This is a genomic window from Mycolicibacterium llatzerense, assembly GCF_000878195.1.
GTDB classification, from domain to species: Bacteria; Actinomycetota; Actinomycetes; order Mycobacteriales; family Mycobacteriaceae; genus Mycobacterium; species Mycobacterium llatzerense.
Genome location: NZ_JXST01000007.1, coordinates 147,817 through 174,230, shown reverse-complemented (window position 1 = coordinate 174,230; position 26,414 = coordinate 147,817). Strand labels below are relative to the sequence as shown.

General features: G+C 66.0%; 28 protein-coding genes. 14 read left to right on the top strand and 14 right to left on the bottom strand.

Annotated elements, in window-relative coordinates:
• From TL10_RS31645 to TL10_RS07320, 4 genes are all read left to right on the top strand, one after another.
• Positions 1-183: hypothetical protein (locus TL10_RS31645; protein WP_234711394.1), on the top strand; the 183-nt coding region annotated here is incomplete at its 5' end.
• The gene (nrdI, locus tag TL10_RS07330) at positions 180-623 is read left to right on the top strand and encodes a class Ib ribonucleoside-diphosphate reductase assembly flavoprotein NrdI (protein WP_043985119.1); all 444 of its coding nucleotides are present in this window, start codon (positions 180-182) and stop codon (positions 621-623) included. The genes TL10_RS31645 and nrdI, both read left to right, overlap by 4 nt.
• A complete protein-coding gene (gene nrdE / locus TL10_RS07325; protein WP_082067873.1) occupies positions 590-2,758 on the top strand; it encodes a class 1b ribonucleoside-diphosphate reductase subunit alpha in 2,169 nt (722 codons plus the stop codon). The genes nrdI and nrdE overlap by 34 nt, the downstream gene beginning before the upstream one ends.
• 92 nt (positions 2,759-2,850) lie before the next feature.
• Complete coding sequence (locus TL10_RS07320) at positions 2,851-4,029, top strand: threonine synthase (protein WP_043985117.1); 1,179 nt, start codon at positions 2,851-2,853, stop codon at positions 4,027-4,029.
• Here TL10_RS07320 and TL10_RS07315 read toward each other — a convergent pair.
• The 7 genes from TL10_RS07315 to TL10_RS07285 all read right to left on the bottom strand — a co-directional run bounded on the left by TL10_RS07315 (position 3,968) and on the right by TL10_RS07285 (position 10,246).
• Positions 3,968-4,642: a response regulator gene (locus TL10_RS07315; RefSeq protein WP_043395145.1), complete on the bottom strand. Its 675-nt coding sequence runs from the start codon at positions 4,640-4,642 to the stop codon at positions 3,968-3,970. The two genes, TL10_RS07320 and TL10_RS07315, sit on opposite strands and share 62 nt — an antisense overlap.
• Complete coding sequence (locus TL10_RS07310; protein ID WP_052506331.1) at positions 4,632-6,275, bottom strand: sensor histidine kinase; 1,644 nt, start codon at positions 6,273-6,275, stop codon at positions 4,632-4,634. Before TL10_RS07310 ends, TL10_RS07315 begins: the two co-directional genes overlap by 11 nt.
• Before the next feature lie 50 nt (positions 6,276-6,325).
• Positions 6,326-7,684 (bottom strand): CitMHS family transporter, encoded by a 1,359-nt coding sequence (locus TL10_RS07305; RefSeq protein ID WP_043985116.1) that lies wholly within the window; start codon positions 7,682-7,684, stop codon positions 6,326-6,328.
• A gap of 151 nt (positions 7,685-7,835) precedes the next feature.
• The gene (locus TL10_RS07300; protein ID WP_043985115.1) at positions 7,836-8,240 is read right to left on the bottom strand and encodes a VOC family protein; all 405 of its coding nucleotides are present in this window, start codon (positions 8,238-8,240) and stop codon (positions 7,836-7,838) included.
• Between the two features lie 95 nt (positions 8,241-8,335).
• Positions 8,336-9,217: an exodeoxyribonuclease III gene (locus TL10_RS07295; protein WP_043395150.1), complete on the bottom strand. Its 882-nt coding sequence runs from the start codon at positions 9,215-9,217 to the stop codon at positions 8,336-8,338.
• Positions 9,210-9,812 (bottom strand): YdcF family protein, encoded by a 603-nt coding sequence (locus TL10_RS07290; protein ID WP_043985143.1) that lies wholly within the window; start codon positions 9,810-9,812, stop codon positions 9,210-9,212. Before TL10_RS07290 ends, TL10_RS07295 begins: the two co-directional genes overlap by 8 nt.
• A 47-nt stretch (positions 9,813-9,859) precedes the next feature.
• Positions 9,860-10,246, bottom strand: coding sequence for a DUF5997 family protein (locus tag TL10_RS07285; RefSeq protein ID WP_043985142.1), 387 nt, complete (start codon positions 10,244-10,246; stop codon positions 9,860-9,862).
• Between the two features lie 51 nt (positions 10,247-10,297).
• Between TL10_RS07285 and TL10_RS07280 the strand changes: the two genes are divergently transcribed.
• Positions 10,298-11,143 carry a hypothetical protein gene (locus TL10_RS07280; RefSeq protein WP_052506329.1) on the top strand — a complete coding sequence of 282 codons (846 nt, stop codon included), beginning with the start codon at positions 10,298-10,300 and terminating at the stop codon, positions 11,141-11,143.
• Here the strand turns inward: TL10_RS07280 and TL10_RS07275 are convergent.
• Positions 11,116-11,838 carry a hypothetical protein gene (locus TL10_RS07275; RefSeq protein ID WP_043985114.1) on the bottom strand — a complete coding sequence of 241 codons (723 nt, stop codon included), beginning with the start codon at positions 11,836-11,838 and terminating at the stop codon, positions 11,116-11,118. The two genes, TL10_RS07280 and TL10_RS07275, sit on opposite strands and share 28 nt — an antisense overlap.
• Positions 11,839-11,898: 60 nt before the next feature.
• Here TL10_RS07275 and TL10_RS07270 point away from each other — a divergent pair, with 60 nt between their 5' ends.
• From TL10_RS07270 to TL10_RS07260, 3 genes are all read left to right on the top strand, one after another.
• Positions 11,899-12,627, top strand: a complete 729-nt coding sequence (locus tag TL10_RS07270) for a LysR family substrate-binding domain-containing protein (protein WP_043985140.1) — start codon at positions 11,899-11,901, stop codon at positions 12,625-12,627.
• Positions 12,628-12,667: 40 nt separating this feature from the next.
• Entirely contained in the window at positions 12,668-13,381 is a 714-nt protein-coding gene (locus TL10_RS07265; RefSeq protein ID WP_043985113.1) for a TetR/AcrR family transcriptional regulator, read from the top strand.
• Between the two features lie 162 nt (positions 13,382-13,543).
• Positions 13,544-15,175 (top strand): PE-PPE domain-containing protein, encoded by a 1,632-nt coding sequence (locus tag TL10_RS07260; protein ID WP_234711393.1) that lies wholly within the window; start codon positions 13,544-13,546, stop codon positions 15,173-15,175.
• A gap of 3 nt (positions 15,176-15,178) precedes the next feature.
• Here the strand turns inward: TL10_RS07260 and TL10_RS07255 are convergent, their stop codons facing one another.
• Positions 15,179-16,375 carry an NAD(P)/FAD-dependent oxidoreductase gene (locus TL10_RS07255; protein ID WP_479724571.1) on the bottom strand — a complete coding sequence of 399 codons (1,197 nt, stop codon included), beginning with the start codon at positions 16,373-16,375 and terminating at the stop codon, positions 15,179-15,181.
• Between the two features lie 234 nt (positions 16,376-16,609).
• Between TL10_RS07255 and TL10_RS07250 the strand changes: the two genes are divergently transcribed.
• The 4 genes from TL10_RS07250 to TL10_RS30900 all read left to right on the top strand — a co-directional run bounded on the left by TL10_RS07250 (position 16,610) and on the right by TL10_RS30900 (position 20,414).
• Positions 16,610-17,344, top strand: coding sequence for a TetR/AcrR family transcriptional regulator (locus tag TL10_RS07250; RefSeq protein ID WP_043985139.1), 735 nt, complete (start codon positions 16,610-16,612; stop codon positions 17,342-17,344).
• Positions 17,345-17,438: 94 nt separating this feature from the next.
• On the top strand, positions 17,439-18,962 hold the full coding sequence (locus tag TL10_RS07245) for a flavin-containing monooxygenase (protein ID WP_043985110.1): 1,524 nt from the start codon (positions 17,439-17,441) through the stop codon (positions 18,960-18,962).
• Positions 18,963-19,096: 134 nt separating this feature from the next.
• Positions 19,097-20,059, top strand: a complete 963-nt coding sequence (gene nrdF / locus TL10_RS07240; RefSeq protein WP_043985109.1) for a class 1b ribonucleoside-diphosphate reductase subunit beta — start codon at positions 19,097-19,099, stop codon at positions 20,057-20,059.
• Positions 20,060-20,102: 43 nt separating this feature from the next.
• Complete coding sequence (locus TL10_RS30900) at positions 20,103-20,414, top strand: hypothetical protein (protein WP_131630699.1); 312 nt, start codon at positions 20,103-20,105, stop codon at positions 20,412-20,414.
• A gap of 10 nt (positions 20,415-20,424) precedes the next feature.
• Here TL10_RS30900 and TL10_RS07230 read toward each other — a convergent pair whose 3' ends face one another.
• The 5 genes from TL10_RS07230 to TL10_RS07210 form a co-directional block, all read right to left on the bottom strand.
• Positions 20,425-20,895 carry a hypothetical protein gene (locus tag TL10_RS07230; protein WP_043985106.1) on the bottom strand — a complete coding sequence of 157 codons (471 nt, stop codon included), beginning with the start codon at positions 20,893-20,895 and terminating at the stop codon, positions 20,425-20,427.
• A gap of 45 nt (positions 20,896-20,940) precedes the next feature.
• Positions 20,941-21,135: a hypothetical protein gene (locus TL10_RS07225; protein WP_043985105.1), complete on the bottom strand. Its 195-nt coding sequence runs from the start codon at positions 21,133-21,135 to the stop codon at positions 20,941-20,943.
• Between the two features lie 12 nt (positions 21,136-21,147).
• Complete coding sequence (locus tag TL10_RS07220) at positions 21,148-22,197, bottom strand: NAD(P)-dependent alcohol dehydrogenase (protein WP_043985104.1); 1,050 nt, start codon at positions 22,195-22,197, stop codon at positions 21,148-21,150.
• A gap of 156 nt (positions 22,198-22,353) precedes the next feature.
• Positions 22,354-22,629, bottom strand: coding sequence for a YciI family protein (locus TL10_RS07215; protein WP_043395176.1), 276 nt, complete (start codon positions 22,627-22,629; stop codon positions 22,354-22,356).
• Between the two features lies 1 nt (position 22,630).
• Positions 22,631-23,314, bottom strand: a complete 684-nt coding sequence (locus TL10_RS07210) for a TetR/AcrR family transcriptional regulator (protein WP_043985138.1) — start codon at positions 23,312-23,314, stop codon at positions 22,631-22,633.
• A gap of 223 nt (positions 23,315-23,537) precedes the next feature.
• Between TL10_RS07210 and TL10_RS07205 the strand changes: the two genes are divergently transcribed.
• Both TL10_RS07205 and TL10_RS07200 read left to right on the top strand, forming a co-directional pair.
• Positions 23,538-25,523: a dipeptide ABC transporter ATP-binding protein gene (locus tag TL10_RS07205; RefSeq protein ID WP_043985102.1), complete on the top strand. Its 1,986-nt coding sequence runs from the start codon at positions 23,538-23,540 to the stop codon at positions 25,521-25,523.
• Positions 25,523-26,389 (top strand): ABC transporter permease, encoded by an 867-nt coding sequence (locus TL10_RS07200; protein WP_043985101.1) that lies wholly within the window; start codon positions 25,523-25,525, stop codon positions 26,387-26,389. The genes TL10_RS07205 and TL10_RS07200 overlap by 1 nt, the downstream gene beginning before the upstream one ends.
• The last annotated feature ends 25 nt before the right edge of the window (positions 26,390-26,414 follow it).

The following is a 26,414-nucleotide window of genomic DNA, read 5'->3' as shown; positions in this document are numbered from 1 at the left end:
CCACGATGTGGGCCAAGTTCGGTCAACAAGACCAATCCGAATATCTACTCGCACGCCAGCAGGCCCGATGAAATGAAGGAGAACAGTGCCGAATACAGCACACACGAATATAGACCGTCCGCCAGTCACCGTGGCGGTCACCGCCTAGCAACCAACCAACCGGGGGAGGAGAAGGAACAGTGAGCAATCTCGTCTACTTCTCCAGCGTGTCGGAGAACACCCACCGCTTCGTCCAGAAGCTTGGCGTCCCGGCCACTCGCATCCCCCTGCATGGCCGCATCGAGGTCGACGAACCCTACGTCCTGGTGCTGCCGACCTACGGCGGCGGGCGGGCCACCCCGGACATCAACGACGGTGGTTACGTACCGAAGCAGGTCATCGCTTTCCTCAACAATGAAAACAACAGGTCGTTGATCCGCGGCGTTATTGCCGCGGGCAACAACAACTTTGGTGCTGAATTCGCCTACGCGGGCAATGTGGTCTCCCGTAAGTGCGGTGTTCCGTACCTCTACCGCCTTGAACTCATGGGAACCCCGGACGACGTCACTGCCGTTCGTGAGGGTCTGGAAGACTTCTGGAAGGAACTCTCGTGCCACCAACCGTCACAGCTGCAGAACCGGTAGCCGCCACCACGCACGCGCTGCCCGGTGAGAGCGACTACCACGCTCTCAACGCGATGCTCAACCTGTACGACGCGGACGGCAAGATCCAGTTCGACAAGGATGCGCTCGCGGCGCGGGAGTACTTCCTGCAGCACGTGAACCAGAACACGGTGTTCTTCCACAGCCAGGATGAGAAGCTCGATTACCTGATCGAGAAGGAGTACTACGAGCGCGAGGTGCTCGACCAGTACAGCCGCAACTTCGTCAAAGAGCTGCTGGACCGGGCCTTCGCCAAGAAGTTCCGTTTCCCAACGTTTTTGGGTGCGTTCAAGTACTACACCAGCTACACGCTGAAGACCTTCGACGGCAAGCGCTACCTGGAGCGCTTCGAGGACCGCGTGGTCATGGTGGCCCTCACGCTGGCCGCCGGTGACACCGAGCTGGCCGAGAAGCTGGTCGACGAGATCATCGACGGCCGATTCCAGCCGGCCACCCCGACGTTCCTCAACTCGGGCAAGAAGCAGCGCGGCGAGCCCGTGTCGTGCTTCCTGCTGCGCATCGAGGACAACATGGAGTCCATCGGCCGCTCCATCAACTCGGCGCTGCAGCTGTCCAAGCGCGGCGGCGGAGTTGCGTTGCTGCTCAGCAACATTCGCGAGCACGGCGCGCCGATCAAGAACATCGAGAACCAGTCCTCGGGCGTCATCCCGATCATGAAGCTGCTGGAGGACTCGTTCTCCTACGCCAACCAGCTCGGTGCCCGTCAGGGCGCGGGTGCGGTGTACCTGCACGCGCACCATCCCGACATCTACCGCTTCCTCGACACCAAGCGCGAGAACGCCGACGAGAAGATCCGGATCAAGACCCTCTCGCTGGGTGTCGTCATCCCGGACATCACGTTCGAGCTGGCGAAGAAGAACGAGGACATGTACCTCTTCTCGCCGTACGACGTGGAGAAGGTCTACGGGGTGCCGTTCGCCGACGTCAACGTCACCGAGAAGTACTACGAGATGGTCGACAACGGCGCCATCCGGAAGACCAAGATCAAGGCCCGCGAGTTCTTCCAGACCCTCGCCGAGCTGCAGTTCGAGTCGGGCTACCCGTACATCATGTACGAGGACACAGTGAACCGGGCGAACCCGATCGCCGGCAAGATCACCCACTCCAACCTGTGCTCGGAGATCCTGCAGGTCTCCACCCCGTCGGAGTTCAACGAGGACCTGTCCTACGCCAAGGTGGGCAAGGACATCTCGTGCAACCTGGGCTCGCTGAACATCGCGAAGGCCATGGATTCGCCGGACTTCGCGCAGACCATCGAGGTGTCGATCCGGGCGCTCACCGCGGTGTCGGATCAGACCCACATCTGGTCGGTGCCATCGATCGAGCAGGGCAACAACGACTCTCACGCCATCGGCCTGGGTCAGATGAACCTGCACGGCTACCTGGCCCGCGAGCAGATTTACTACGGCTCCGACGAGGGCATCGACTTCACCAACATCTACTTCTACACGGTGCTGTTCCACGCACTGCGTGCCTCGAATCGCATTGCGATCGAACGCGGTTCGAAGTTCGGTGGTTTCGAGAAGTCGAAGTACGCCTCGGGTGAGTTCTTCGACAAGTACACCGAGCAGGCGTGGGAGCCGAAGACCGACAAGGTGCGCCAGCTCTTCGCCGACGCCGGCATTCACATTCCGACGCAGGACGATTGGCGTTCGTTGAAGGAGTCCGTGCAGGCGCACGGCATCTACAACCAGAACCTGCAGGCCGTTCCGCCAACGGGCTCGATCTCGTACATCAACCACTCGACGAGCTCGATCCACCCGGTCGCGTCGAAGATCGAGATCCGCAAGGAAGGCAAGATCGGCCGCGTCTACTACCCGGCGCCGTACCTCACCAACGACAACCTGGAGTACTACCAGGACGCGTACGAGATCGGCTACGAGAAGATCATCGACACGTACGCCGCCGCCACTCAGCATGTGGACCAAGGGCTTTCGTTGACGCTGTTCTTCAAGGACACCGCCAGCACCCGCGACGTCAACAAGGCGCAGATCTACGCCTGGCGCAAGGGCATCAAGACGCTGTACTACATCCGACTGCGTCAGATGGCTCTGGAAGGCACTGAGGTGGAGAATTGCGTCAGCTGCATGTTGTGACGTTCTGAGCTCGAGCAGACGCAAATGTCCTCCAAGACAACGGTTTTGGGGGGCATTTGCGTCAGATCGGCAGCGCGCAGAAGGTGGTGCCAGTGAACACGGTCGGACCGAGTCTCGTCGACCGCAGCGGCCATCGTTACCCCGCTGACCAACCTCGATGGCGCGGTGATGACGGCAGCCCGCTGGTCTTCGAAGCGCTGCCGGGCATCGGCCGCGAGCAGATCGACACCGCGGTCAACTCCCAGTGGCGCTATCGCGCGGCTCTGCCAAATCCTTTGGCGCACATCGAACCGGTGACCCTGGGTGAGGGGCGGACACCGTTGATCACCCGGACCTTCGACGGCATCGACGTCGGCCTGAAAGTCGAGTCGATGAACCCCACCGGCAGTTTCAAGGATCGCGGCGTTGCCGTGATGACGACTGCCCTACGTCAGCAGGGGATCGGCCGGGCACTCGAGGATTCCAGCGGCAACGGGGGATCTTCCGTCGCCGCGTACTGTGCGGCGGCGGGCATCGAAGCTCATATCCTTGTGCCCGCTGCTACCTCACCGAACAAGATTGTGCAGAGCCGACTGCACGGTGCCAACATCGAATTGGTCTCGGGTACCCGGCAGGAAGTGGCGGACGAGGCCGTGCGCCGGGCCGAAACATGTTTCTACGCAAGCCATAATTGGCACCCGTACTTCCTGCAAGGCATCAAACTCATCGCCTATGAGATCTGGGAGGACCTCGGATTCCGCGCTCCCACCGCGGTTCTCGTTCCTGCCGGCGCCGGCAGTCTGGTCCTCGGCTGTGCTGTCGGATTCGGTGAACTGTACCGAGCCGGCGAAATAGACCGAATGCCGCGAATCCTCGTCAGCCAGCCGCAGAATTGCTGCCCGCTGGTCACGGCCATCGAGCAGGGGCACGACGAGGTCGCCGAACAGCAATGGTCGACGACCCTCGCCGAGGGCACAGCCATCGCGAAGCCGGTGCGGGATCGTGAAGTCCTGCAAGCGATCCGGGATACCGGTGGGACGGCTGTCGCGGTCCCTGAGGACGAATTGCTGCCTGCGGTGGGTGAATTCGCCCGCACCGGGCTGTTCGTTGAACCCACCAGCGCGCAGGTCTTGCCGGCGCTGCGCCGGCTACGGGCAGCCGGCGAGCTCAACGCCGCAGACACGATCGTGGCGGTACTCACGGGATCAGGGCTGAAGGCCAGTCACCTGCTCACGCAGGGGAGTAGCGCTGGCGAGGGCGGCCGGTGGAGCCATACTGCAGGCCCATCGTGAGGGTGCCGGCCCGCACCAGATCCGCGAGGTAGCGCCGCGCGGTAGCCGGGGAGATTCCCACCAGTTGCGCGATCTCGTCCGCCAGCAGTGGTTCGCCCGCCTCGCGCAGCGCGTCCACGATCAGGCGCTCGGTCAGTGAGGCGCCATCGTCCTTCTTGGCGGTCGGCCGCTCGGACCGCAGCAGCGAGGCCGCCGAGTCCACCTGCTCCTGAGTCAGGTGTGGACCCTCAAGGATCCGTCGATACGCCGTGTAGGCGGCGAGGCGCCGCGCCAACTCTGTATTCGGAAACGGCTTGATGAGATATTGCAGGGCGCCCGCGGCGAACCCGGCCCGGATGTTCGCCGCATCGTCCGCGGCACCCAGGATGAACGCGTCGCAGTGCAAGCTACGCACCAGGTCGATGCCGGAGCCGTCCGGTAGGTAGACATCTACCAGCGCCAGGTCCACCGGTGCCTGCGCGGCGTCGGCGCGGGCCACGATCGCCGTGGCTTCTGCGACGGTCCGCGCCGAGCCGACCGTGACCAATCCGACCATCGAGTCCACCACCGAGGCGTGCAGCGCGGCGACCCGAAAGTCGTCGTCCACCACCAGGATTCGCAGGTCACGCGTCATCGCTCAGAACACCTCCCGGAATCGTGGCCAGCACTGTGGTCGGTTCGCCGTCGGTCCCCCCGCCGCCGCGCACAGCGACGACGACGTCCCCGCCGTGCCCACGCGCCACTTGCCGCGCGATGGTCAGGCCCATACCGCGGCCGCCCGGCACCGTCGGGTCGAGTCGAGTGGTAACCCCATCCAGAAACGGGTCGTCGACGGTGAATCCGGCGCCGGTATCGGTCACCACGATCACCAGATCGTGCCCGTCGCGCAGCAGATCGAGCTCCACGACCGGAGGCTGCGCATGCGAGGTATCGGCCGCCGCGTCGATCGCGTTGTCGAGCAGGTTCCCGACCACCGTCGTGGTATCCACCGGGTGGGCGAGCGTGCCGACCAGTGCCGTCTCTTCGCCCACCCGCAGCACGACGCCGCGCTCGTGTGCATGCGCCGCCTTCGCGCCGACGAACGCCCGCAGATGCGGCTCGTCGAGGCGTTCGAGCCCCGGCACCGGGGCCACGCCGGCTTGCCCGGTGATCTCGTCCAGGTACCTCAGCGCCTCGGCGGTCCGGTCGTCGCGGAGCAGGCCCGCCACCACGTGCAGGCGGTTCGCCGACTCGTGGCGCTGTGCCCGCAACGCCGAGCTCATCGCTTGCACCGAGTCCAGCTCCCGGGTGAGCGCCTCGATGTCTGTGCGGTCCACGGCGGTCAGCACCGTGCCCAGATCGGTACCGTCGCGGTGCACCCGCCGGGACGACACCAGCACCACACGTTCGTTGACGGCCGCGGCCACCGGCGCAGTCGTCGGCTCCGCCGCGATCGCGGATACGCGGGGGGTCAGGCCCAGATCGCTTAGCGGCGTCCCCGGCGCGGCGGTGATCCCGAGCAACTCCCGCGCGCGCTCGTTGATCACCCGGGCGATGCCTTCCGCGTCGATCGCGATGACTCCCTCCGCGCCCGAATGCAGGACCGCGTCCTGCTCGCGGATCAGCTCGGCCATCTCTTCGGGTTCCAGGCTCAAGGTGAGGCGGCGCCACCGTCTGGTCAACAGAGCCGAGCCGATAGCCCCCACTGTCAGCGCAATCGCCACCAACGTGATCAGGAGCACCAACGTGCGGTGGGTGGCCCGATTCACTGTATCCATCGGCACTCCGACACTGACCAGGCCAACGACGGTGCCGTCCGGACCGCGGATCGGTGCCTTCGCGCGGACCGAATCGCCGAGCGTGCCCTGCTGCACGGTCAGTTCGGCCTCGCCACCGAGTACGGCGGACGGATCGGTGCTCAGGGGCCGATCCAGCAGCGTCGCGTCGGGATGTGCGATGCGATAGCCGGCGTCGTCGGCGATGACCACGAACAGCACCCCGGTACGAGCGGTGATGGCCGCGGCCTGCTGCTGCAGCGGGGCGGCAGCCAACTCGGCGGCGGAGGCGGGGTGCCCGGCCCGACGCGCGGCGGATTGGGCGGCAGCACCGGCCCGGACCTCCTGATCCGAGGCCACTGTCTCCGCGATGGCCTCGGCGCGGCGCGCAAATTCGGTTCGGGTCTGCGTATCGGTGCGGTGGATGATGATGCCGAAACCGGCGGCCAGGCTGGCGGTCACGATCACCATCTGCAGGATCAGGATCTGCGTGCGTAATCGGATCCTCGGCATGATGGTCGAGGCTATCCCCGCCGACGACGGCTCGGCCGCGGATCGGCGCGTCAGAGCGGTATCTGGCCGAGTGCGACGCCCACCACCAGCATGGTCAGCGAGACCACCGCCGCGCGCCACAACACCTTCTTGTGATGATCGGCCAGCCCCACGCCGGCGAGCGCGACCAGTAGCAGGATCGCCGGGACGAGCGGGCTTTGCATATGGAACGTCTGCCCGGTGATCGAGGCCCGTGCCATCTCGGCTGCGCTGATCCCGTAGTGACTCGCGGTCTCCGAGAGCACCGGCAGGACGCCGAAGTAGAAGGCGTCGTTGGACATCAGGAACGTGAACGGGATGGACAGCACACCGGTGATCACGCCGAGGTGCGGACCCATCGACTCAGGGATGATGCCGGTGACCCAGGTGGCCACCGCCTCCACCATGCCGGTGCCCTTGAATACTCCGGTCAGCACAGCTGCGGCGAGCACCATGCCCACTACCGACACGATCGACGACGAATGCCGGGTGATCGCTGCCTGTTGCTCGGCCACCTGCGGGAAGTTCACCATGAGGGCCACCGCGGCGGCGATCATGAATAGCACCGGGATCGGCAGGATGTCCATGGTGAGCACCGCGAGCAGAGTGACGGTGACTGCCGCGTTGAACCACAGCAGCTTCGGTCGGGCGAACTCGCCGGAGACGGCGCCCGAGTCGTCGGCGGCACCCTCGAATGCGTCGCCGACGCTGCGGCCCGCTGGTTCCAGGCCGCCACCGGCGCCGGCCAGGACCCGCTCGCGAACCACGATCGAGCCGATCCGTTTGCGCTCCATCAGTCCCAGGTGCCACGCGAAGACCAGCACGATGAACATGCCGGCGATCAGCGACGGGATCATCGGGACGAACACCTCGGACGGAGAGATCTTCAGTGCGGCCGCCGCGCGCGCAGTCGGGCCGCCCCACGGCAGGATGTTCATGGTGCCGTTGGCCAACCCGGCAACCACGGTGAGCACCACCGGGCTCACACCCAGCTTCAGATACAGGGGGAGTAGCGCCGAGACCGTGACGATGTAGGTGGTCGAACCGTCACCGTCGAGCGAGACAACCGCCGCCAGCACCGCGGTGCCGATCACCAGTCGCGCCGGATCGTGATCCACCATTCGGATCACGGTGCGCACGACCGGATCGAACAGTCCGACATCGATCATGATCCCGAAGAACACGATCGCGAAGAACAGCATCGCGGCCGTGGGCGCCAGGTCCTTGATGCCGTCGGTGATCATCTTCCCGATCCCGATCCCGGTGCCCGTCCCAGCCAGCAGACCGAAGGTCACCGGAACCGCGATCAACGCCACGATGGGCGTGGCGCGCTTGGTCATGATGACGACCATGAACGCGGCGACCATGGTCAGGCCGAGAACAACCAACATCAGCTATCTCCTGAGGGTGTGGCTGGAGCAATCTCAGAAGGGTCGCTGTAACCGGCATCACAATGCGAGCTTGTACGTATTAGTCGGGCTTTTGCGCGTTTCGCTCAGGGTTGTGCTGCCCGCGCCGACGGTCCGCACCCATGGCCTGTTTCTATTCGGACACCCCCGCGGCCACGGGTGTCATGCAGAAGATCTGCCAGGAGTGGCCGTCGAGATCGTTGTAGCTGCGGCCGTACATGAAGTCCTCGTCGTCGGTGTCGCCCACCGTGCCGCCGGCGGCGATGGCGCGGTCCACGAGCCCATCCACGCATTCACGGCTGTCGACGCCCAAACAGACAACGCATTCCTTCTGCGACGCGTCAGCGGTCTGGACCGGATGCAAGGAGTCGAAGACGTCGCGCTGGGTCAGCATCGCGAACTGGTTTTCACCGAGCACCAGCGTCACGGCGTTGTCGCTGCTGAAGGTCTCGTTGAATGAATAGCCGAGGCCGGTGAAGAACTGCCGCGAGCGCGCGACGTCGGCGACGGGCAGGTTGATGAAGAGCATGGGGTGCATCGGGCAACTCCTGTGGTCCGCGGCGCCCGGACGCGGGGCCGTCACAGAGGTAGACCGCCCACCCGTGCAGAACTCATCGTGTGCGCGGCCGGTGTTCAGGGGAAGGCGTACCGCACGACCACGGGCGCGTGATCGGACAGCCGCGCGCCGGGTTCGGGCTCCTTGTCGACGGTCACCGACACGGCGGTCCGCGCGAGCCGCGGCGTGGCCAGGTGGTGATCGATCCGCCAGCCCACGTCCTTGACGAACGACTCGCCGGCCCAACTCCACCAGGACAGCGGCCCGGGGCGGTCGCCGTGCAGCTTCCGGACCACGTCGACGAGCGTGCGCGGCCCGATCTGTGCGTCCAGCCAGGCGCGTTCCTCAGGCAGGAAGCCCTCCATTTTCTGCGCGGGCCGCCAATTGGTCACGTCGTGTGGGAGATGGGCCAGGTTCAGGTCGCCGAGCAGCAGGAACTCGCGGCCCGCCTGGAGCGCCGCCCGGCGGTTCCGGCTCAACTCACGCGCGAACGCCCCGAGGAAGCGCATCTTCCGGTCGTACTTGGCGCCGCCGTCAGGCACGTCGCGGATATTGCCGGGGCGCTGCAGGTGCGCGGGCAGGCCGCCCTTCGGTAGGTAGAGGCACGCCACCGTGAGTGGAGCGTCCGCGAGGTCGACCTCGAGGTACCGGCCCTCGTGCGCATAGGCCGCGAGGCCTCGAGTGCGCGGCGGATGTGAGACCCAGGTCCGTACGTTCGACGGTGCCTCGCGGGTCAGGATCGCGACGCCGTTGCGGCCCGGGATCGAGCCGCAGTCGATTGCCGCGCGATAACCGTCGAACGCGCCGACTTCGTCGGGCGGGCAGCGCAACTCCTGCAGAGCCACCACGTCGAGACCACGCCCGGCGAGCCAGGCGTCGAAGCCGCGACGGCGTGCCGCCCGGACCCCGTTGACGTTGAACGTGGCGATGCCCAGCGGCGGGTTCGGTGTGTCAGTCATCGGACCAACCTTGCCTTGCTCGTGCGCGCCGCTGTCGGTACTTCTCGAAGCCCAGTGCCGCCAGGTGCACGGGCCCGTATTCGAGCGGGATGTAGTCGCGGGCCCGTACCAATTGCTTTGCCAGTTGCGGTGATTGGTCGTGAAGAATCTGCCGAGCACGGCGGGCATGAAATGTGTCCGACGCGATCTTGATCGCAGGGCCGTCGGCCACCAGCGGTAGTGAGTTGACGATGTTCTCGACCGTGGTGCGTGACTGATCCTCGATGACCACGTTGGCCGTCGGGACACCCAGGGAGCCAATGGCATAGTCGGCCATCATCTGCGCTTCTGCGATTCCCGTGCGCACCGCGCCGCCCGAGAAGATGAATCGGGCGCGATGAGGATCGGTCGAGCGCACCGCGATCCGAACGCGCCACCGCTGTATCGACGGAATCGGATTGCCCAGCACCAGAACGTATTCGCCATCGACGATCTGGCGGGGATCGGTGGCGTCGGACGGCAGCCACTCCCGCGAAGCCCGCCACGTCACCCACTCGGCCCAGCCGAAGACCGCGACCGCAGCCCACGGCGTCCAGTGGTCGGTTGGGACACGCAAATCACGAAAGGGCGTGCGAAATCTGGCCATTCGGCGGGCGCTGCGAATCAGCCCTCGCGAGCCTGATCCGCGTGCAGGGCCTTGATGCGCCGTTGTTCGCGCAGCACGGTCTGGTAGCTCTCGCGCTCGATGACCAGCCAGTCGGGCATCTCCTCGAGCAGGGCGTCGATCTGCTCGGTGGTCAGCGCCTTCTCAACGTCACCGCGCGTCAGGCCGGCGATCGAGATGCCGAGCTTGGCCGCCACCAGGTTCTTGGGGTGCGGCCCGTTCTTGCGGAGGTCTTTGAGCCACTGCGGCGGGTCCGCCTGCAGTGCGGCGAGCTCGTCGCGGGTGATCGCGTTCTCCTGGAACTCCGCAGGCGTCGCGGGCAAGTAGACGTCCAGCTTCTTCGCCGCGGTGGCGGGTTTCATGGACTGCGCGTTGGGCCTGCTCATGGGCATCAGCCTATCGGTACGTCGCTGGGACAACCCCGTACGATCCGCGAGGTGGAGTTTTCGACGCTGGATCTCGCGACGCGCAAGTTCTGGCGGACGACCGGACGAGGCGTCGACCTCGATGGCGGCGAGGCCTGGCTGCAGGCGCCGCTCGGATCCGCCGGCGGCGGGAACAGCTGGCTGCTCGAGGAAGCGGCTCGGCGCGGTGGGGCCCTGCTTGACGGCGATCCGGACGCCGGACTGCAACCCGATCTCGAGGGTCTTTCCGGGCCGGGGTTCGACGCCGCGGCCGTCCACCCGATGATTCACGATTTCTACACGCACACGGCGCGATGGCGCATGGAGGTCTGGAGCAGCTGGTCGCCGTTGTTCTGGCCGGGCGGTGAGCTGATTTCGCGCATGTTCGGCAAGCGCGTGCAACAACTGGCTCTGCCGATGCGACCCCTCGATGTGGCGCGGGGCATCGACGGCCGGGTTTCGGTGATCACTGACGGCGGCGGGGAGCAGGTTGCCGCCGGCTGGATTCGGACCCTGCGCGGCAACGGTGACACCGTGTTCAGCGGATGTTATTCGCGCAGAACGCTTCCCGGTGCCGAGCGGCCGAGCGTGCACGTGACGTTCCCGTTGGAGGAGGGCAACGTCCAGGTGTTCCTGCAGCCGCAGCACCTGCCGGACGGCGGCCTGCGACTGTCCTCACCGGCGGGCCCGTGGGGCGCCGAAGGGGCGTACGTCCTGGTGCGCGATCGCGGGCGCTACTTCGCGCGGCGCGCGCCCGTGCATGAGACGTTCGACCTCTACGTCGACGGTGAGCAGGTGCTCCGCACCGATCATGTGCTGCGAATGTGGAACATGCCGGCCGTCCGCTTGCACTACAAGCTGGAACGCCGCGGGACGTAATTGGTACGTCCGTCCCAACTGCCGTGCTCGGACAGCGGACGGAACCGGTAGGTCGCGAACTCGCGGTGAAAGTCGCGGCGGCGCCGTTCGGCCATCGCATCGGCATGTCGAGCCGGGTCTAGGACCTCTGCCGCGGCACCGCGGCCGTGCACCATGTCCGTCATCGCCCGAACCGAGCTCCAGATCGAGAAGGTGGAGATCGAGCGAGGCGGGCGCATCGCGGCCAGCGCCAGGGTGGCCTCCGGATGGTCGCGGACCAGCCGCTCGACCGGCTTGCCCCAGGTGAGGAAGCGGGGGACCTCGGGCAATCGCATCCGAGCCAAGGTGACTGCGACGACGGGCTCGTCGTCGTCGGAGGCATCGGCCTCTTGCGGCAGGCCGGGGAGCGCCGCCAGTGTGGACCAGCGTCGCAGGAACGTCATCCGGACGTGCCAGCCCGTGGCGAACCGTGCGCCGGAACCGGCCAGAAATTCGTCGATCGCGCTCTCGTCGTCCCAGCGGGCGAACATCGCCAGCCGCCGCAACTGCAGTCGGTCGGGGGAGACGGTCGGCGCACCGAGCCGCATCAACGACAGGCACTCGGCGTAGTGCAGCCCCGCCACCTGGTCCGGCCGCGGCGGCCGTCGCAGTAGCGGCACCGTCGTGGTGACAGGCATCTCGACGAGATGGAACGTGAAGACGCCGAGTCCGGTCATGCCTCAATTATCGGCGCCGACGGCGAACCACCCGACACTCGTTTGGGTAGCGTGATGGCCGTGAGTTCGCCCTCGTTGACCCTCGGGTACGTCCCCGGCGGGACGCCCGCGAAGTGGGCGCGGATCTGGGCCGACCGCCACCCAGCGGTCCCGCTGGTGCTGCACCCCGTCACCGCGGCGGACGCGGCCGACGCACTGCGGGCCGGGACCATCGACGTCGCTCTGCTCCGGCTGCCGGCGGACACGACGGGACTGGCCGTCATCGCGCTCTATGAGGAGACGACGGTGGCCGTGGTGCCGACCGATCACGTGCTCACCGCCGTCGACGACATCGCCGCCGCGGACCTCGACGGCGAGCCGATCCTCCTCCCGCTCGACCACGTCGTCGCATGGGCGGACGCGCCCGGCAACCCAGTCGATCACCGGCCCGAAACCACTGAGGACGCAATAGAACTCGTCGCCGCCGGGCTGGGTGCGCTCATCGTTCCGCAGTCCCTGGCGCGGCTGTATCACCGCAAAGACCTCACGTACCGTCCGATCACCGACGCGCCCACCTGCCCCGTCGCGCTCGCCTTCCAGGAAGGGGAGCAGCCGGAGCTGGTCGAGGAGTTCATCGGCATCGTGCGGGGCCGCAAGGCCAGCTCATCGCGGGGGCAGGCCGAGCCGGCGCCGAAACGCAGCGCGCGAGAAAAAACCCTGGCGAAGCAGGCTGCCCGGGCCGCGGCCGGAAAAACTGCGGCCGGCAAGGTCGCCCGCAAGCCGGGGAAGGCGCACCGCGGCCGGCGCTGACGCAGTCGCCGTTCGTGCGGCGCCACTACACTCCGGGGCCATGGGCAAACCGCCGGCGGCCACAGGCAAGAGCACCACCGCGCCACGATCCGCGACGTCGCGGAGCCCGCGGACGATACGTGGTCTCGACGCCGAGCAGCGCCGAATCCACCGTCGGGAACAACTGTTGGCGTCCGCATTCGAGCTGTTCGCCCGCGACGGCTATGCGAACACCTCGATCGAGCAGATATGTCAGAACGCATTCGTGGGGAACAAGGCGTTCTACGAGACGTTCGACAGCAAAGAAGACTGCTACATCGAGTTGCTCAGCCAGATCGCCGAGCGGATCGAACGTCACGTTGTCGAAATCCTCGACACCACCACCGCTGACAATGACGCGCTGGTTGAGCAGCTGCTGTCGGCGTTCGCCCATGCCTTGGTCGATGACCCCCGGATCGCGGTGGTGGCTTTCGGGGAATGTGCAGGCATCTCGCCACGGGTCGAGCGGCAGCGCCGCGAGAATCGACGTTGGACTGCAACGTTTCTCGAAGAGCTTTGGCGACGTCGCGAGTTCCCGGAGAGTGCCGGCCGCGCCGCCGTGGACTTCCATGCGCTGGCCGTCCTGACGGTGGGCGGTCTGTTCGAGGCGGTGGCCGACTGGCTGCACGACCGCGAAGCCGATGGTGGTTCGCACCCGAGCATCGACACCCTGATCGGCAATCTGACCGGTTTCATGGCAGTGGTCCGGGCCGGTATCGCCGCCTCGTTGCGCTGACCGCTATCCCGTCATACCTTCCGCGCAGCGATCGCGGGCGGTTTTGAACAAGACTTCTTGTTTTTAAAAAGAGGTCTTGTTTGAACTGGGTGATTGCAATAGTGTCCTGCGGCTATGGGGGTTAGCTCAACGCAACAACAGCACTGGACGGCCACTGTTTTGGTGAGGGGTGTCGCGGTCGGCATCGCCGCGGCGACAGTGGTCGGTGTGTCATCGCCGGGTGCACCGGTCGTGTCGCAGGCCGCGATACGGCTCGTCGACACCACGATCGGAGTCGGGGGATCGTTCGACCCGTTCGGGCTGAGTATCCCGTTGTTCTTCTATGGAACGACTGTCCCGCAGGGCGATTCGTTCCACGTCGTGCCGTACCCGGGGCAGATCAACGTCGAGTGGCCGATCATCTCGGCGCTACCTGGTTTGTCGGACGTGCCCTATTGGCCACACTCACTGAAGCAGTCCGAACGCATCGGCGCCGGATATCTCGAGCAGGACATCGCCAAACAGGCGCCCGGTCAGAAGATAACGATCCTCGGCATGTCCCAAGGAGCCGAGGTCGCCGAGATCGCGCGCGCCGATATGGCCAAGGACCCGGCCTATGTGGCTCATGCCGGCGACTACGCGTTCACGCTCATCGGCGATCCGTACCAGCCGAACGGCGGCATCCTGTCGCGCTTCACCACATGGAATCGCGTGCCGATCCTGGGTGATCTCTTTCCACTCGGACGGCCCGGGCCGTCGGACAGCCCGTTTCAGACCACCGTCTACCAAAATCAGTACGACGGATTCGCCGACTTCCCGGCCTATTTCAATCCACTGGCCATCGCCAACGCCCTCGTGGGCATCCTGTTCGAACATGTCCTCCCGGGTTATGCGCTGGAACCGAAGAGCAGTTCCAACACGGTCACCACCACCGTGGGCAACACGACCTACGTGACCTTCCCGCAACGCCTGCCGCTGCTCGCGCCGCTGCGCCTTGTCGCGTCCGTGATCGGGGCGCAGCGTCTCGTCGACGCCATGGACCCCGTACTTCGCGTGTTCATCGAAAGCGCCTATGACAGGACTGCGGACCCCAGCCAGGTCAAGGAGTTCAGCTGGACGACGCCACAGGCCAACTTCAGTGCCGCCATCAAGGCGCTGCCTGGAGCACTCCAGCAGTCACTGGACATTCTGCGCACCGGCAGCTTCAAGCCAACACTGCCGCAACCGAACGTCGACGCCACCGAACCGACGACACCCACCACGGACCATCCGGCGCGGCCGGTCGATAACTCACCTCTGGCCAAGGCCATTCGGCAGTCGGTGGTGAATCTGACTGCGGCGCTGACGAACATCACTCGTCCGGCGGCCAAACTGTTGCAGGTCGTCGGGGGTCAGAAGCCGTCGGCGGCAACGGCGCCGAGCACTGCCTCGGCGGTCGCCGCCTCATCGACGGCGGCCCCACAGTCGTTGCCTGCGGGCGGCAGCTCACCTCGGGCGACAGCAACGCCAACGTCGCCCGTGAAGTCGCAGGCTGCGCCGCAGTCATCCGGCACCACGCCGTCGAAGCCATCCAAGTCCGGAAAACTGCGGAGACCAACGGCAGACTCCGTCGAGCCCGCCCGGGCGCCCCGCGAACAGCGCGAGCAATCCACTGACCCCGGCCACGCAAGTCAGGATGCCGACGCTGCGGCTCCGGCCGCCAAAGCCGATGGCCGTCGTCGCGATTCCGCCGGGGCCACAACCAAATCCGACGCGCCCGCGAGTGCGAAGGCCGATCGCGCGCCGTCACGCAAGGGCGCCAGGCCGGCAGCGTGACGCTCAGGTATGCGCCGGCCCCTCGGCCTTCTTGTACAGCGACTTGAGCAACAGATCGCGGAAGGCGCGGCTGTCGACTGCTCTGCGCCCGGCGCCGGCCACCATCGGGATACCGGCCAGTTTGTGGAAGAAGCGGCCGCGCCGGTATTCGCGGCCCCACGCGGATTCGATGCGCTGCTGGTAGTTGGTGAAGTCGTCGGGACTGCCGTTCATGAGCGCAGCGATGGCGCATTCGCCTGCGGCCAAACCGGATTCGAGCGCCTTGGAGATGCCGGCACCGGAGGCGGGTTTACCGGCGCCCAGCGCGTCGCCGGCGAACAAGACCCCGGGCCGCCACGGCGGCCACGTGGTGAACCCCATCGGCAGCCGCCAGGCCCGCACGCTCTTGTTCTTCTTCAACGCGTCGATCGACGGCAGATCCCAGTCGCGCGGCAGCGTCTGCAGAAAGTCACCGAGGAACCGGGTCGCGTTGATGGCCTGCCAGTTGCGGTAGCTGTTGACGTAGCCGAGCCCAATATTGAAGGTGTCGTTGCCCATTGGGAAAACCCAGCCGTAGCCGGGTAACTGGTCGCCATCGAAGACAAGCTCGAGATAGATCTCCAGCGCGTCGGAGTCGGGACGGTCGGCCGGCATCTCGGCGCGAATCGCGATGGCCGAATAGCCGTGGTAGTCCGAATCGACATGCAGCGCCCGTTTGATCGGTGAGTACGCACCGTCGGCCGCGATGACGGCGTCGCCGTGCACGGTCTCGCCGTCCTTGAGGACCACCCCGGTGACCCTGCCGTCGTCATTGCACTCGACGCCCGACACCTCGGTGTCCTCGCGCACTTCCGCGCCCGCGGCGGCGGCGTGGCCGAGCAGCAGGGCGTCCAAATGGGTACGGCTGACGGTGCAGCCGTGGTCGGGCATGCCAGGGCGGCGGGGGAACGACAGCTCCCACCGGTGTGGGCTGAACACCGTGACCCGATTGATCTGGTGGAACTCGGCGACCTGTTTCGCCAGGCCCATCTTCTGCAGGTAGCTGACCCCGCGGGCGGTCAGGCCGTCACCGCACGGCTTGTCGCGCGGGAACGTGGCCTTGTCGAGGACGACCACACTCGCGCCGGTCTGCGCGGCTTGCCAGGCAGCCGCCGATCCCGCCGGACCTCCGCCGGCAACGACGACGTCGTACCGCTGCACCATGTGATCAGTCCCTGTCAGGCCGGTACTTTCGGGCGAGGCCTGAGGCTGATGCTACGCGCGAAGCCTGTCGGCCGCCTGGGTGCGACGACGCGCCTGCGCATGTGACGTTCGCCGCGCCGGGCAGTCTGAGCAGGTCAGAATTGCCTGGCCCGGTACAGTGGCGGGGTGCGCAGGCCATCTCTTCCACGTACCGGCATCCAGGCCGGGGTGAAAGTTCCTGGTGTGCCGGGCGTGAACGTTCCCTCGGTCACCGTGCAGGTGAAGGTCACTCCGCCCAAGGGTGCGCCCGAGAAAGTCGATGCGCGCAGCGAGCGCTGGCGCGAACATCGGCTGAAGGTCCGCGAGGAGATCGTCGACGCCGCGTTCCGCGCGATCGACCGCCTCGGCCCGAACGTCAGCGTGCGGGAGATCGCCGAAGAGGCCGGCACCGCCAAACCCAAGATCTACCGGCACTTCGCCGACAAGTCCGACATGTTCTCGCAGATCGGCGAGCGGATGCGGGACATGTTGTGGGCGGCCGTCATTCCGTCCATCGACATCGAGCACGATTCGACGGGGCAGATCATCGGCCGCGCCGTCGAACACTACGTCGACCTGGTGGACCAGCACCCCAACGTGGTGCGCTTCCTGCTGCAGGGCCGGTTCGCCGACCAGTCCGCCGCCGCGATGACGACCGTCAACCGGGGCCGCGACATCACCCTGGCCATCGCCGCCATGATCAGCGGCGAGCTCAAGGACATGGACCTGGACTCGGCGATCTTCGAGCTGGCCGCGTTCACGCTCTTCGGCGCGGCCGCCTCGGCGACCGACTGGTGGCTCGGCGGCAGTGACGACACACCGCGCCGGCTGCCCCGCGACCAGTTCGTCGCGCACATGACCACGATCATGATCGGTGCCATCAACGGCACCGCCAGGCTGCTCGGCATCCGGTTCGACCTCGACCTGCCGGTGCACGACGCGGTGCGCCGCGAAGAATCCGTCGGCTGACAATCCGATCCTGACGTGGTGCGTTGACACCGCGTGGGTCTGACCGGAGACTGTGCAGTATCCGGTACCGCCGTTCCCAGGAAAGAGCAGGTTCATGACGGTCGAGCAGTCAGCTGGAGCGCAGCCCGCCGGCAATGAGGTCGCCGCCGAGCCCATCGTGACGCGGGCGGTGATCATCGGGTCCGGCTTTTCCGGGTTGGGCATGGGCATCGCGCTGCGGAAGCAGGGCTTCGGCAAGCGCGACTTCCTGATCCTGGAGAAGGCCGGCGAGGTCGGCGGCACCTGGCGCGACAACACCTACCCGGGTTGCGCGTGCGACATCCCGTCACATATGTACTCGTTCTCCTTCGAGCCGAAGGCGGACTGGACGCACATGTGGTCGTTCCAGCCCGAGATCTTCGACTACCTCAAGGGCGTCACCGACAAGCACGGGCTGCGCCGCAACATTCGTTTCAACACGCACGTCGACCGCGCGCACTGGGACGAAGACGAGCGGCGCTGGCACATCTACGACGGCAGCGGCCAGGAGTACATCGCGCAGTTCCTCATCTCCGGAGCCGGCGGATTGCACATCCCGTCCGTCCCCGAGGTCGATGGCAGTGACGAATTTGCCGGTGTCACTTTCCATTCCGCGCAGTGGGACCACAGCGTCGACATCACCGGTAAGCGCGTCGCGGTGATCGGCACCGGCGCCAGTGCCATCCAGATCGTGCCCGCCATCGTCGACCAAGTGGCCGAGCTGCACCTGTACCAGCGCACCCCGGCCTGGGTCATGCCTCGGCCCAACAACGCTTTTCCCGAGTGGATGAAAGACACCTTCCGCCGGGTGCCCGGTGCTCGCGCGCTGATGCGCACCGGCATCTACTGGATCCACGAAGGCGTCGGCTTCGCGATGACCAAACAGCCGCGACTGCTCAAAATCGGTGAGCTGCTGGGCAAATGGAACATCAACCGCAGCGTCAAAGACCGTGAACTGCGTCGCAAGCTCACCCCGAACTATGTGGCGGGCTGTAAGCGAATCCTGAACTCCGACACCTACTATCGCGGCATCGCCAACCCCAAGACGCAGGTCTTCACCGAGGGTATCGAGCGGATGACGGCCAGCGGCATCGTCACCCGCGACGGCGTCGAGCATCCGGTCGATGTGGTGGTGTGGTGCACCGGTTTTCACGTCACCGACTCGTACACCTACGTCGACATCAAGGGCCTCGGGGGAGAGGACCTGGTCGACCGCTGGAATCGGGAGGGCATGGCTGCGCACCGCGGCATCACCGTGGCGAACATGCCGAACCTGTTCTTCCTGCTGGGGCCGAACACGGCGTTGGGGCACAACTCGGTGGTGTTCATGATCGAGTCGCAGATCCGCTACGCCGCGCAGGCCATCGCCGCCGCCGACAAGGCGGGCGCCGCCGCGCTGATGCCGAGCCGGCGCGCGCAGGACGACTACAACGCCGAGTTGCAGCAGGACCTGGCCGGCACCGTGTGGAGCACGGGAGGTTGCCACAGCTGGTACATGGACGAGCACGGCGTGAACCGGACGCTGTGGAGTGGCATGACCTGGCAGTACTGGCTCGAGACCCGGAAGTTCCAGTCGGCGGAGTACGAATTCATCCGCTGAATCGGCCTCACCGGCGCGACACGAAAACACAACTTTTAGCGGTGTTCGTCGAAGGTAAACACCAGGGGTAGTGTCTGTGGTGCCAGCTCGGCAAACACAGTTCCAGGTGAAATGGGGTCACGGTGTCTGAAGGTATGAAGCTGATCGACAGGGCCTCCGCGATCAACTGGAACCGTGTGCAGGATGACAAGGACGCTGAGGTCTGGGACCGCCTCACGGGCAACTTCTGGTTGCCGGAGAAGGTGCCGGTGTCCAACGACATCCCGTCCTGGGGCACGCTGACCGACGGTGAAAAGCAGCTCACCATGCGCGTTTTCACGGGTCTGACGCTGCTGGACACCATCCAGGGCACCGTCGGCGCCGTCAGCCTGATTCCCGATGCGCTGACCCCGCACGAGCAGGCCGTCTACACGAACATCGCCTTCATGGAGTCGGTGCACGCCAAGAGCTACAGCAACATCTTCTCGACGCTGTGCTCCACGGTGGAGATCGACGAGGCGTTCCGCTGGTCGGAGGAGAACCCGAACCTGCAGCGCAAGGCCGAAATCGTCATGAAGTACTACCGGGGTGACGAGCCGCTCAAGCGCAAGGTGGCCTCGACGCTGCTGGAGAGCTTCCTGTTCTACTCGGGCTTCTACCTGCCGATGTACTGGTCTTCGCGCGCCAAGCTCACCAACACCGCCGACATGATCCGGCTGATCATCCGTGACGAAGCGGTGCACGGCTACTACATCGGCTACAAGTACCAGCGTGGCTTGGCCATGGTCGACGAGGCCAAGCGGACCGAGCTCAAGGACTACACCTACGAGCTGCTGTTCGAGCTGTACGACAACGAGGTCGAGTACACGCAGGACCTGTACGACGGCGTCGGCCTGACCGAGGACGTCAAGAAGTTCCTGCGCTACAACGCCAACAAGGCGCTGATGAACCTCGGCTACGAAGCGCTGTTCCCGCGCGACGAGACGGACGTGAACCCGGCGATCCTGTCGGCGCTGTCCCCGAACGCCGACGAGAACCACGACTTCTTCTCGGGCTCGGGTAGCTCGTACGTGATCGGCAAGGCCGTCAACACCGAAGACGCGGACTGGGACTTCTAAACGCAGCTCAATGCTGTGATTGCGGGGCGTATCGGGTTGCCGAATGCGCCCCGCAGTTATTTGGCTCGGCGTTAATATTGTTCTTTACGCGTCGAGAACAGGCGGACCGACCATGGCGCTATCGACATCGATCTCACGTCTTTTCGCTGCCAGCGCCATGACTGCGCTGACGTTGGCGATCGGGGTACCCGCCGCGGTTGCTGATGACACGATCGTGTGCGAGCCGGGGCAGGTCATCGTCGCCGGCCAATGCCATATGCCGTCGGACATGAACAACAATCATCCGGGCGGCACTGGCGGGACGACTGGCTCGACCACGGGTGGTCACGGCAGTCCGGGTAGCCACGGGCACTGACGCCCGGCCATCAGGCCAGCGGCGGCACCGGGTTGATGGTGAACCCGAATTTCGTCAACGGCTCAAGCGATTTCCGCGCTTCCGGCGAGGCGACTGCGAAGGTGATGATCGCCGTCTGATCGCTGACTGCTGACGCGAACAGCGCCATGAAATTCCGCTGCAGCGCCGAGGTCATGTCGCTGTTGGCGGTCCACTGCGAGATCCACAGACCGTTGGTCAGGCCGGGATTCACCGCGCTCGCGCAGGTACCCGCCCGCACCGCGCCCGGCCAGTCGCGCGCCGCGATCGCGGGATCGTCTTGAGTGAAACTGCCTGCCTCACATACGGATTTCTGCCAGTCGTTCAGTACGCCTGTGACGCCGGGGGACACCGGCGGCGGTGCCGGGTCAGGGTCGGCATTCGCGACACTTACCGGCAGCAGGGCGATGGCCACGCCGACGAGAGCCAGCCGGGACAGCGGAGCGCAGCGGGTGGGCGTCATGATCAAAGTAATAGTGCGTGCCGGTAAATTTCGTCAACCTGTCCGCTAGTCCGCGTTGGACTCCCGGTCGCCGATGAAGGCGACCAATGCGGCGTCACCGGAGCGGATCACGTCGACGCGCTCGCCGCCGTCGCACTGGAACAACCCGATGGTCAGTTCGTTCGCGCGGCGGCCGATGATCCGCCAGACACCGCCTGCGAGCTCCCAGCGCTGCAGGATGTCTACCGGATCGTCGGCCACCGGGCGTCCGAATCAGATGGTGGCGGTGTCGATCACGAAGCGGTACCGCACGTCACTGGCGATGACGCGCTCGTAGGCCTCGTTGACGTAGGAGGCCTCGATGATCTCGATCTCCGGGGTGACGTCGTGCTCGGCGCAGAAGTCCAGCATCTCCTGGGTCTCGGGGATGCCGCCGATCAACGAACCGGCGAGGGTGCGACGCATGCCGATCAGCGGGAACACCGGCACCTCGAGTGGCTTCTCGGGAGCGCCCAGCTCGACGAGCGTGCCGTCGGACTTGAGCAGGCTCAGGTAGAGGCCCATGTTGAGGTTCGCCGACACCGTATTGATGATCAGGTCGAAGGTGCCGGCCAGCTTCTTGAAGGTGTCCGGGTCGTTGGTGGCGTAGTAGTGGTGCGCGCCCAGACGCAGGCCGTCTTCCATCTTCTTGAGCGACTGGCTCAGCACGGTGACCTCGGCGCCCATCGCGACGGCGAGCTTCACGCCGACGTGGCCCAAACCGCCGAGACCGACGATGGCGACCTTCTTGCCCGGCCCGGCGTTCCAGTGCCGCAGCGGCGAGTACAGCGTGATGCCGGCGCACAGCAGGGGAGCGGCCTTGTCCAGCGGGATGCTGTCCGGGATGCGCAGGACGTAGTTCTCATCGACCACGATGGCGGTGCTGTAACCGCCGTAGGTGGGGGTGCCGTCGCGGCCGGTGGCGTTGTACGTGCCGATGTTGCCGCCCTTGCCGGTGCAGTACTGCTGCAGACCGGCCAGGCAGTTCTCGCACTCACGGCAGGAGTCGACGAAGCAGCCGACGCCGACGTGGTCGCCAACCTGGTACTTGGTCACCTCGGAGCCGACGGCGGTGACCACGCCGGCGATCTCGTGACCGGGTACGACGGGGTAGTTGGCCGGGCCCCATTCGGACTTGACGGTGTGGATGTCCGAGTGACAGATGCCCGCGAACTTGATGTCGAATGCCACGTCGTGCGGGCCGATGTCACGGCGCTCGATGGTGGTCTTGGTCAGCGGGCTGGTCGCTGAGGTCGCGGCGTAGGCGGAAACAGTCGTGGTCATGCTTTGTCAGTCCTCTTCATTCTCGGCTTGCCTAGCGGCGTGTACCTAACGCAAAAGATTAGCGAAGGTAACGAAATGAGGGCAATCGTGGAGCCCTGACCAGACTCAACGGCAGCCGGGGCGGAACTAATCCCGGATTCGGCTGTGAATTGCGCGCTACAGTCCGGCAGCGCGGAAACCGGCGTTGAAGCTGACCCGCTCGTAGCTGGCGACGCCGGCGTGCACGTACGGGTCGGAGGCGGTGAGGGCGTCGGCTTCTTCGGCCGACATGTCCGACGCGATCAGCACGGCGCCACCCTGCGATTCCAGCCGGCCGGCCAGCAGGATGCGCCGCTCGTCGACCAGCTTGCCAAGCCATTCCAGATGCGCCGGCCGCGACTGGTCGACGACGTCGAGGGGCTGGATGTACGTGATGTTCAGTACGTGAAACACGCTACGAGGTTATCCGGCAGGTGTGTAGTTCGATGACTTGGCTGGTGCGCTTGCGCAGTCCGGGTGTCTCGGCGTCGAGGACGCCCAGTACCCGCACGCCGGCATCGGCGACGTGCATGGGTAATTCCGATCGCCGCGGGCCGTGCGGCACCGACCATATGTTGACCAGGGATTCGACCAACCGGAACGGTAGATCGGCGGCGGCCGGATGCACGCCGGTCCGCTCCAGCACTCTCTCGCTCTGTGTCAGGTAGTGCAGTCGAAGTCGTTCGCGATCGGACCAGAACGGTTCGAGACGGTCGGCGCGTACCTCGGGAAGCAAATAGAGGGCGCCCAGATTCCAGTTGCCACTGAGCAATTGGTCTCCGTCGAAGGCCGCCAGTGCGTGCAGGTGTTCGGTGGCGGTCAAGGTCGGGGCGGCGTCGTTCAGGGTGGTGATGAACGCCAGTGTCGGCGTGACAGTTTGGCTCAGCAGAGCGCACAGGATGTCGTCCTTGGTCTTGAAGTAGTGATACAGCGAGGCCTGTCTGATGCCGACCGAGTCGGCAATGGTTCTCGTGGACGTGCCGGTGTAACCCAACGTGGTGAACAATTCGCTTGCCGCATCGAGTATTTCGTCTCGTGCGGTGATGCCCGGGCGACGTTGCGTGTGCAGCCGTGGTCGTCCGGTGCGGGTGATCGACATCCATTCATCGTGGTCCATCGTGGCGCCGACCGGTATCGCCGCCCGTATCTGTCATGCGACAGAAACATGCGATATGCCGCGGTTACCCACGCGAGCGAGTTGCTTACATCGTGCTTACCCGGGCGATACCAGGCGGGTTCGTCCAAAGGGAAAACTGTCAACTGACAGGCCAGCGGTTCGAAGACGTACCAAGGCGTGGCGATGACAATGCGGGAGAGCGCTCATGGGCACCGCTGTATCTGTACTGGACGCGTCGCACGCGCGCCCCGCGGCATCGCCGAACCCCGACGCGGTGGCAACCGTCGAAGGCTTGCATGTCACCTTCCGGCGCAATGGGCGCGAGGTGCACGCGCTGCGCGGTGTGTCCCTGGCGGTGTTGCCCGGTGAAATCCTGGGATTGGTCGGCGAATCCGGCTCGGGGAAAAGCGTATTGGGATTCGGCATGCTCGGACTGCTTCCGGCGTCGGCCCGAATCGACGGCAGTATCGCGGTGGCAGGTTCGGACATGGTGCACGGAGATGCCAAGGCGCTGCGCACAGTTCGTCGGCTCGATCTGGGCGCGGTGTTCCAGGACCCGATGACGTCGTTGAATCCGACGATGCGGATCGGCAAGCAGGTCGCCGAGGCTGCCGGCAGCGCCGACGAAGCGCTGCGCCTGTTGACCGCGGTCGGCATCCCCGACCCGGCGCGGCGAATGCGTGCCTATCCGCACGAACTTTCCGGCGGTCTGCGGCAGCGGGTAATGATCGCCATCGCGATCGCCGGCAACCCGGACCTCATCATCGCGGACGAGCCGACCACAGCACTCGACGTCACCGTGCAGGCACAGGTACTCCGGCTGCTGCAGCGGCTGCGCGACGAAATCGGTTGCAGCATCGTCTTCATCACTCACGACCTCGGGGTGGCGGCCCAGATTTCCGACCGCATCGCGGTGCTCTATGCGGGCCGTATCGCCGAGGTCGGCCCTACCGCAGAGGTCCTCGGTTCACCCGCCCACCCCTATACCCGGGGACTGCTGCGTTCACGGTTGACGCTGCAGACCGCCCGTGACAAGCGGCTTGCCGCGATGCCGGGGTCGGTACCGAGTGCGCTGACGCCGTTGCCCGGGTGCGCATTCACCCCCCGCTGCGGGCAGGCCACCGACGATTGCGCGAAATCACCGCCTGAGCCGGTTTCCGTCGGTACCGGACGGGTCAGCGCCTGCCTGCTGACACCGGAGCAGCTGCCAGACGAGCATGATCCGGACCCCGTCGGTACACCGGAACCCGTTGTCGGACAGCCGATCGGTGCGGCCGCGGCTGAGCTCCCCGCCGCCGTCACGGTGACTGACGTGACCAAGACCTTTGCCGTCGCGCCGCGCGGCAAGCTACAGGCATTGCGTGGCGTGCGGCTGCAAGTGGGGCACGGCGAATCGCTGGCGCTGGTGGGGGAGAGCGGCTCGGGGAAATCCACCCTGCTGCGCGTGATCGCCGGCCTGGAGAAGGCGACCACGGGCAGCGTGGAGGTGGCCGGCGGGCAACGACCGCAGATGGTGTTCCAGGACGCGGGCGCGTCACTCACCCCGTGGCTGTCGGTTGGCGAGTTGATCTCCGAGCGATTGCGCGGCGCGAAACTCTCCCGGGCGGCCAGACGCGATGCCGTCATCGAGGTGCTGGCCCGCGTCGGGCTGCCCGCCGAGGTGGCGAAATCGCGTGCCGGTCAACTGTCTGGTGGTCAGCGCCAACGGGTTTCGCTGGCCCGCGCGACCATCGTGCCACCCGCGGTGCTGTTGTGCGACGAGCCGACCAGCGCGCTGGACGTATCACTGGCCGCCTCGGTGCTCAACCTGATCGGCGACCTGCGCCGCAGTCTGGACATGTCGGTGGTCTTCGTGACGCACGACCTGTCGGTCGCCCGCGTGGTGGCCGATCGCATCGCCGTGATGTACCTGGGCCGCATCGTGGAGATCGGGCCGGCCGAACAGGTCATCGGAGATCCGACGCATCCCTACACCCGCGCGTTGGTCGATGCGATTCCCGACCTCGGACGCGAATCACGGGTATTGCCAGGCGAACCCGCGAGCCCGCTGTCGCCGCCGACGGGATGCGCGTTCCATCCGCGGTGCCCGATCTCGGTCGAGGCGTGCAGCGGCGACGAACTCGATGTCCGACTCGTGGGGAAGTCCGGCAGCGCACACCAGGTGGCCTGTATCGAAAAGAAGGTGCCCTGATGGCTGTCGCGCTCTCCGCCCCGAGCCTGGTCCGCGGCCGGCTGCGCCTGGCCCTGCCGCAGTCGCGCTCGATGATCGTCAACTGGGTCGGTTTCTCCCTGGTGATCGTGTTGTCTCTCGCCGTCATCGCGGTGCCGCTACTGGCGCCGCACGACCCGCTGATCCCGGTCGGGATGCCGCTGCAACCGCCGGGCGACCACGGATTCCTGCTCGGCACAGACAGTGTGGGACGCGACATCCTCTCGCGCGTGCTCTATGGCGCGCGGTCGAGTTGGTTGGCGGCGCTGGCGGTGGTGGCACTGGGTCTGCTGATCGGCGGGTTCGTGGGCCTGGTCGCCGGTGCGACGGGCGGTTGGATCGACTCGACGCTGATGCGCATCACCGACGGCTTCCTGTCCCTGCCTGCACCGGTGCTGGCGATCGCGGTGGTGGCCGCGATGGGACCGAGTTTCCTTCACACGCTCATCGCGGTCTCCATTGTGTGGTGGCCGTTCTATGCCCGGCTGGTACGCGGGGAGGTGGCGCGGCTGGCTGCGCGCCCACACATCGAGGCGGCAAAACTGGCCGGCGTCAGCAGATTTCGGCTCGCCGGACGGCACCTGCTGCCGGGCGCGGTGCCGGGCGCGCTGGTTGCCGCCAGCCTCGACATCGGCACCCTGATCCTCACCCTGGCGGGCCTGTCCTTTCTCGGACTCGGCCAAGCCGCCCCCGCGCCGGAGCTCGGTGCCGACTCGGCGCGAAACCTGAGTTATTTCCTGCAGCAGTGGTGGATTCCGGTGATGCCGGGGCTGGGCGTGCTGGTGCTGGCTCTGGTCGCCAACATCTCCGGCGACTGTTTGCGCAATTTGATGAGGACGACCGCCTGATGACAACGGGCCGGTTGGGGGCACC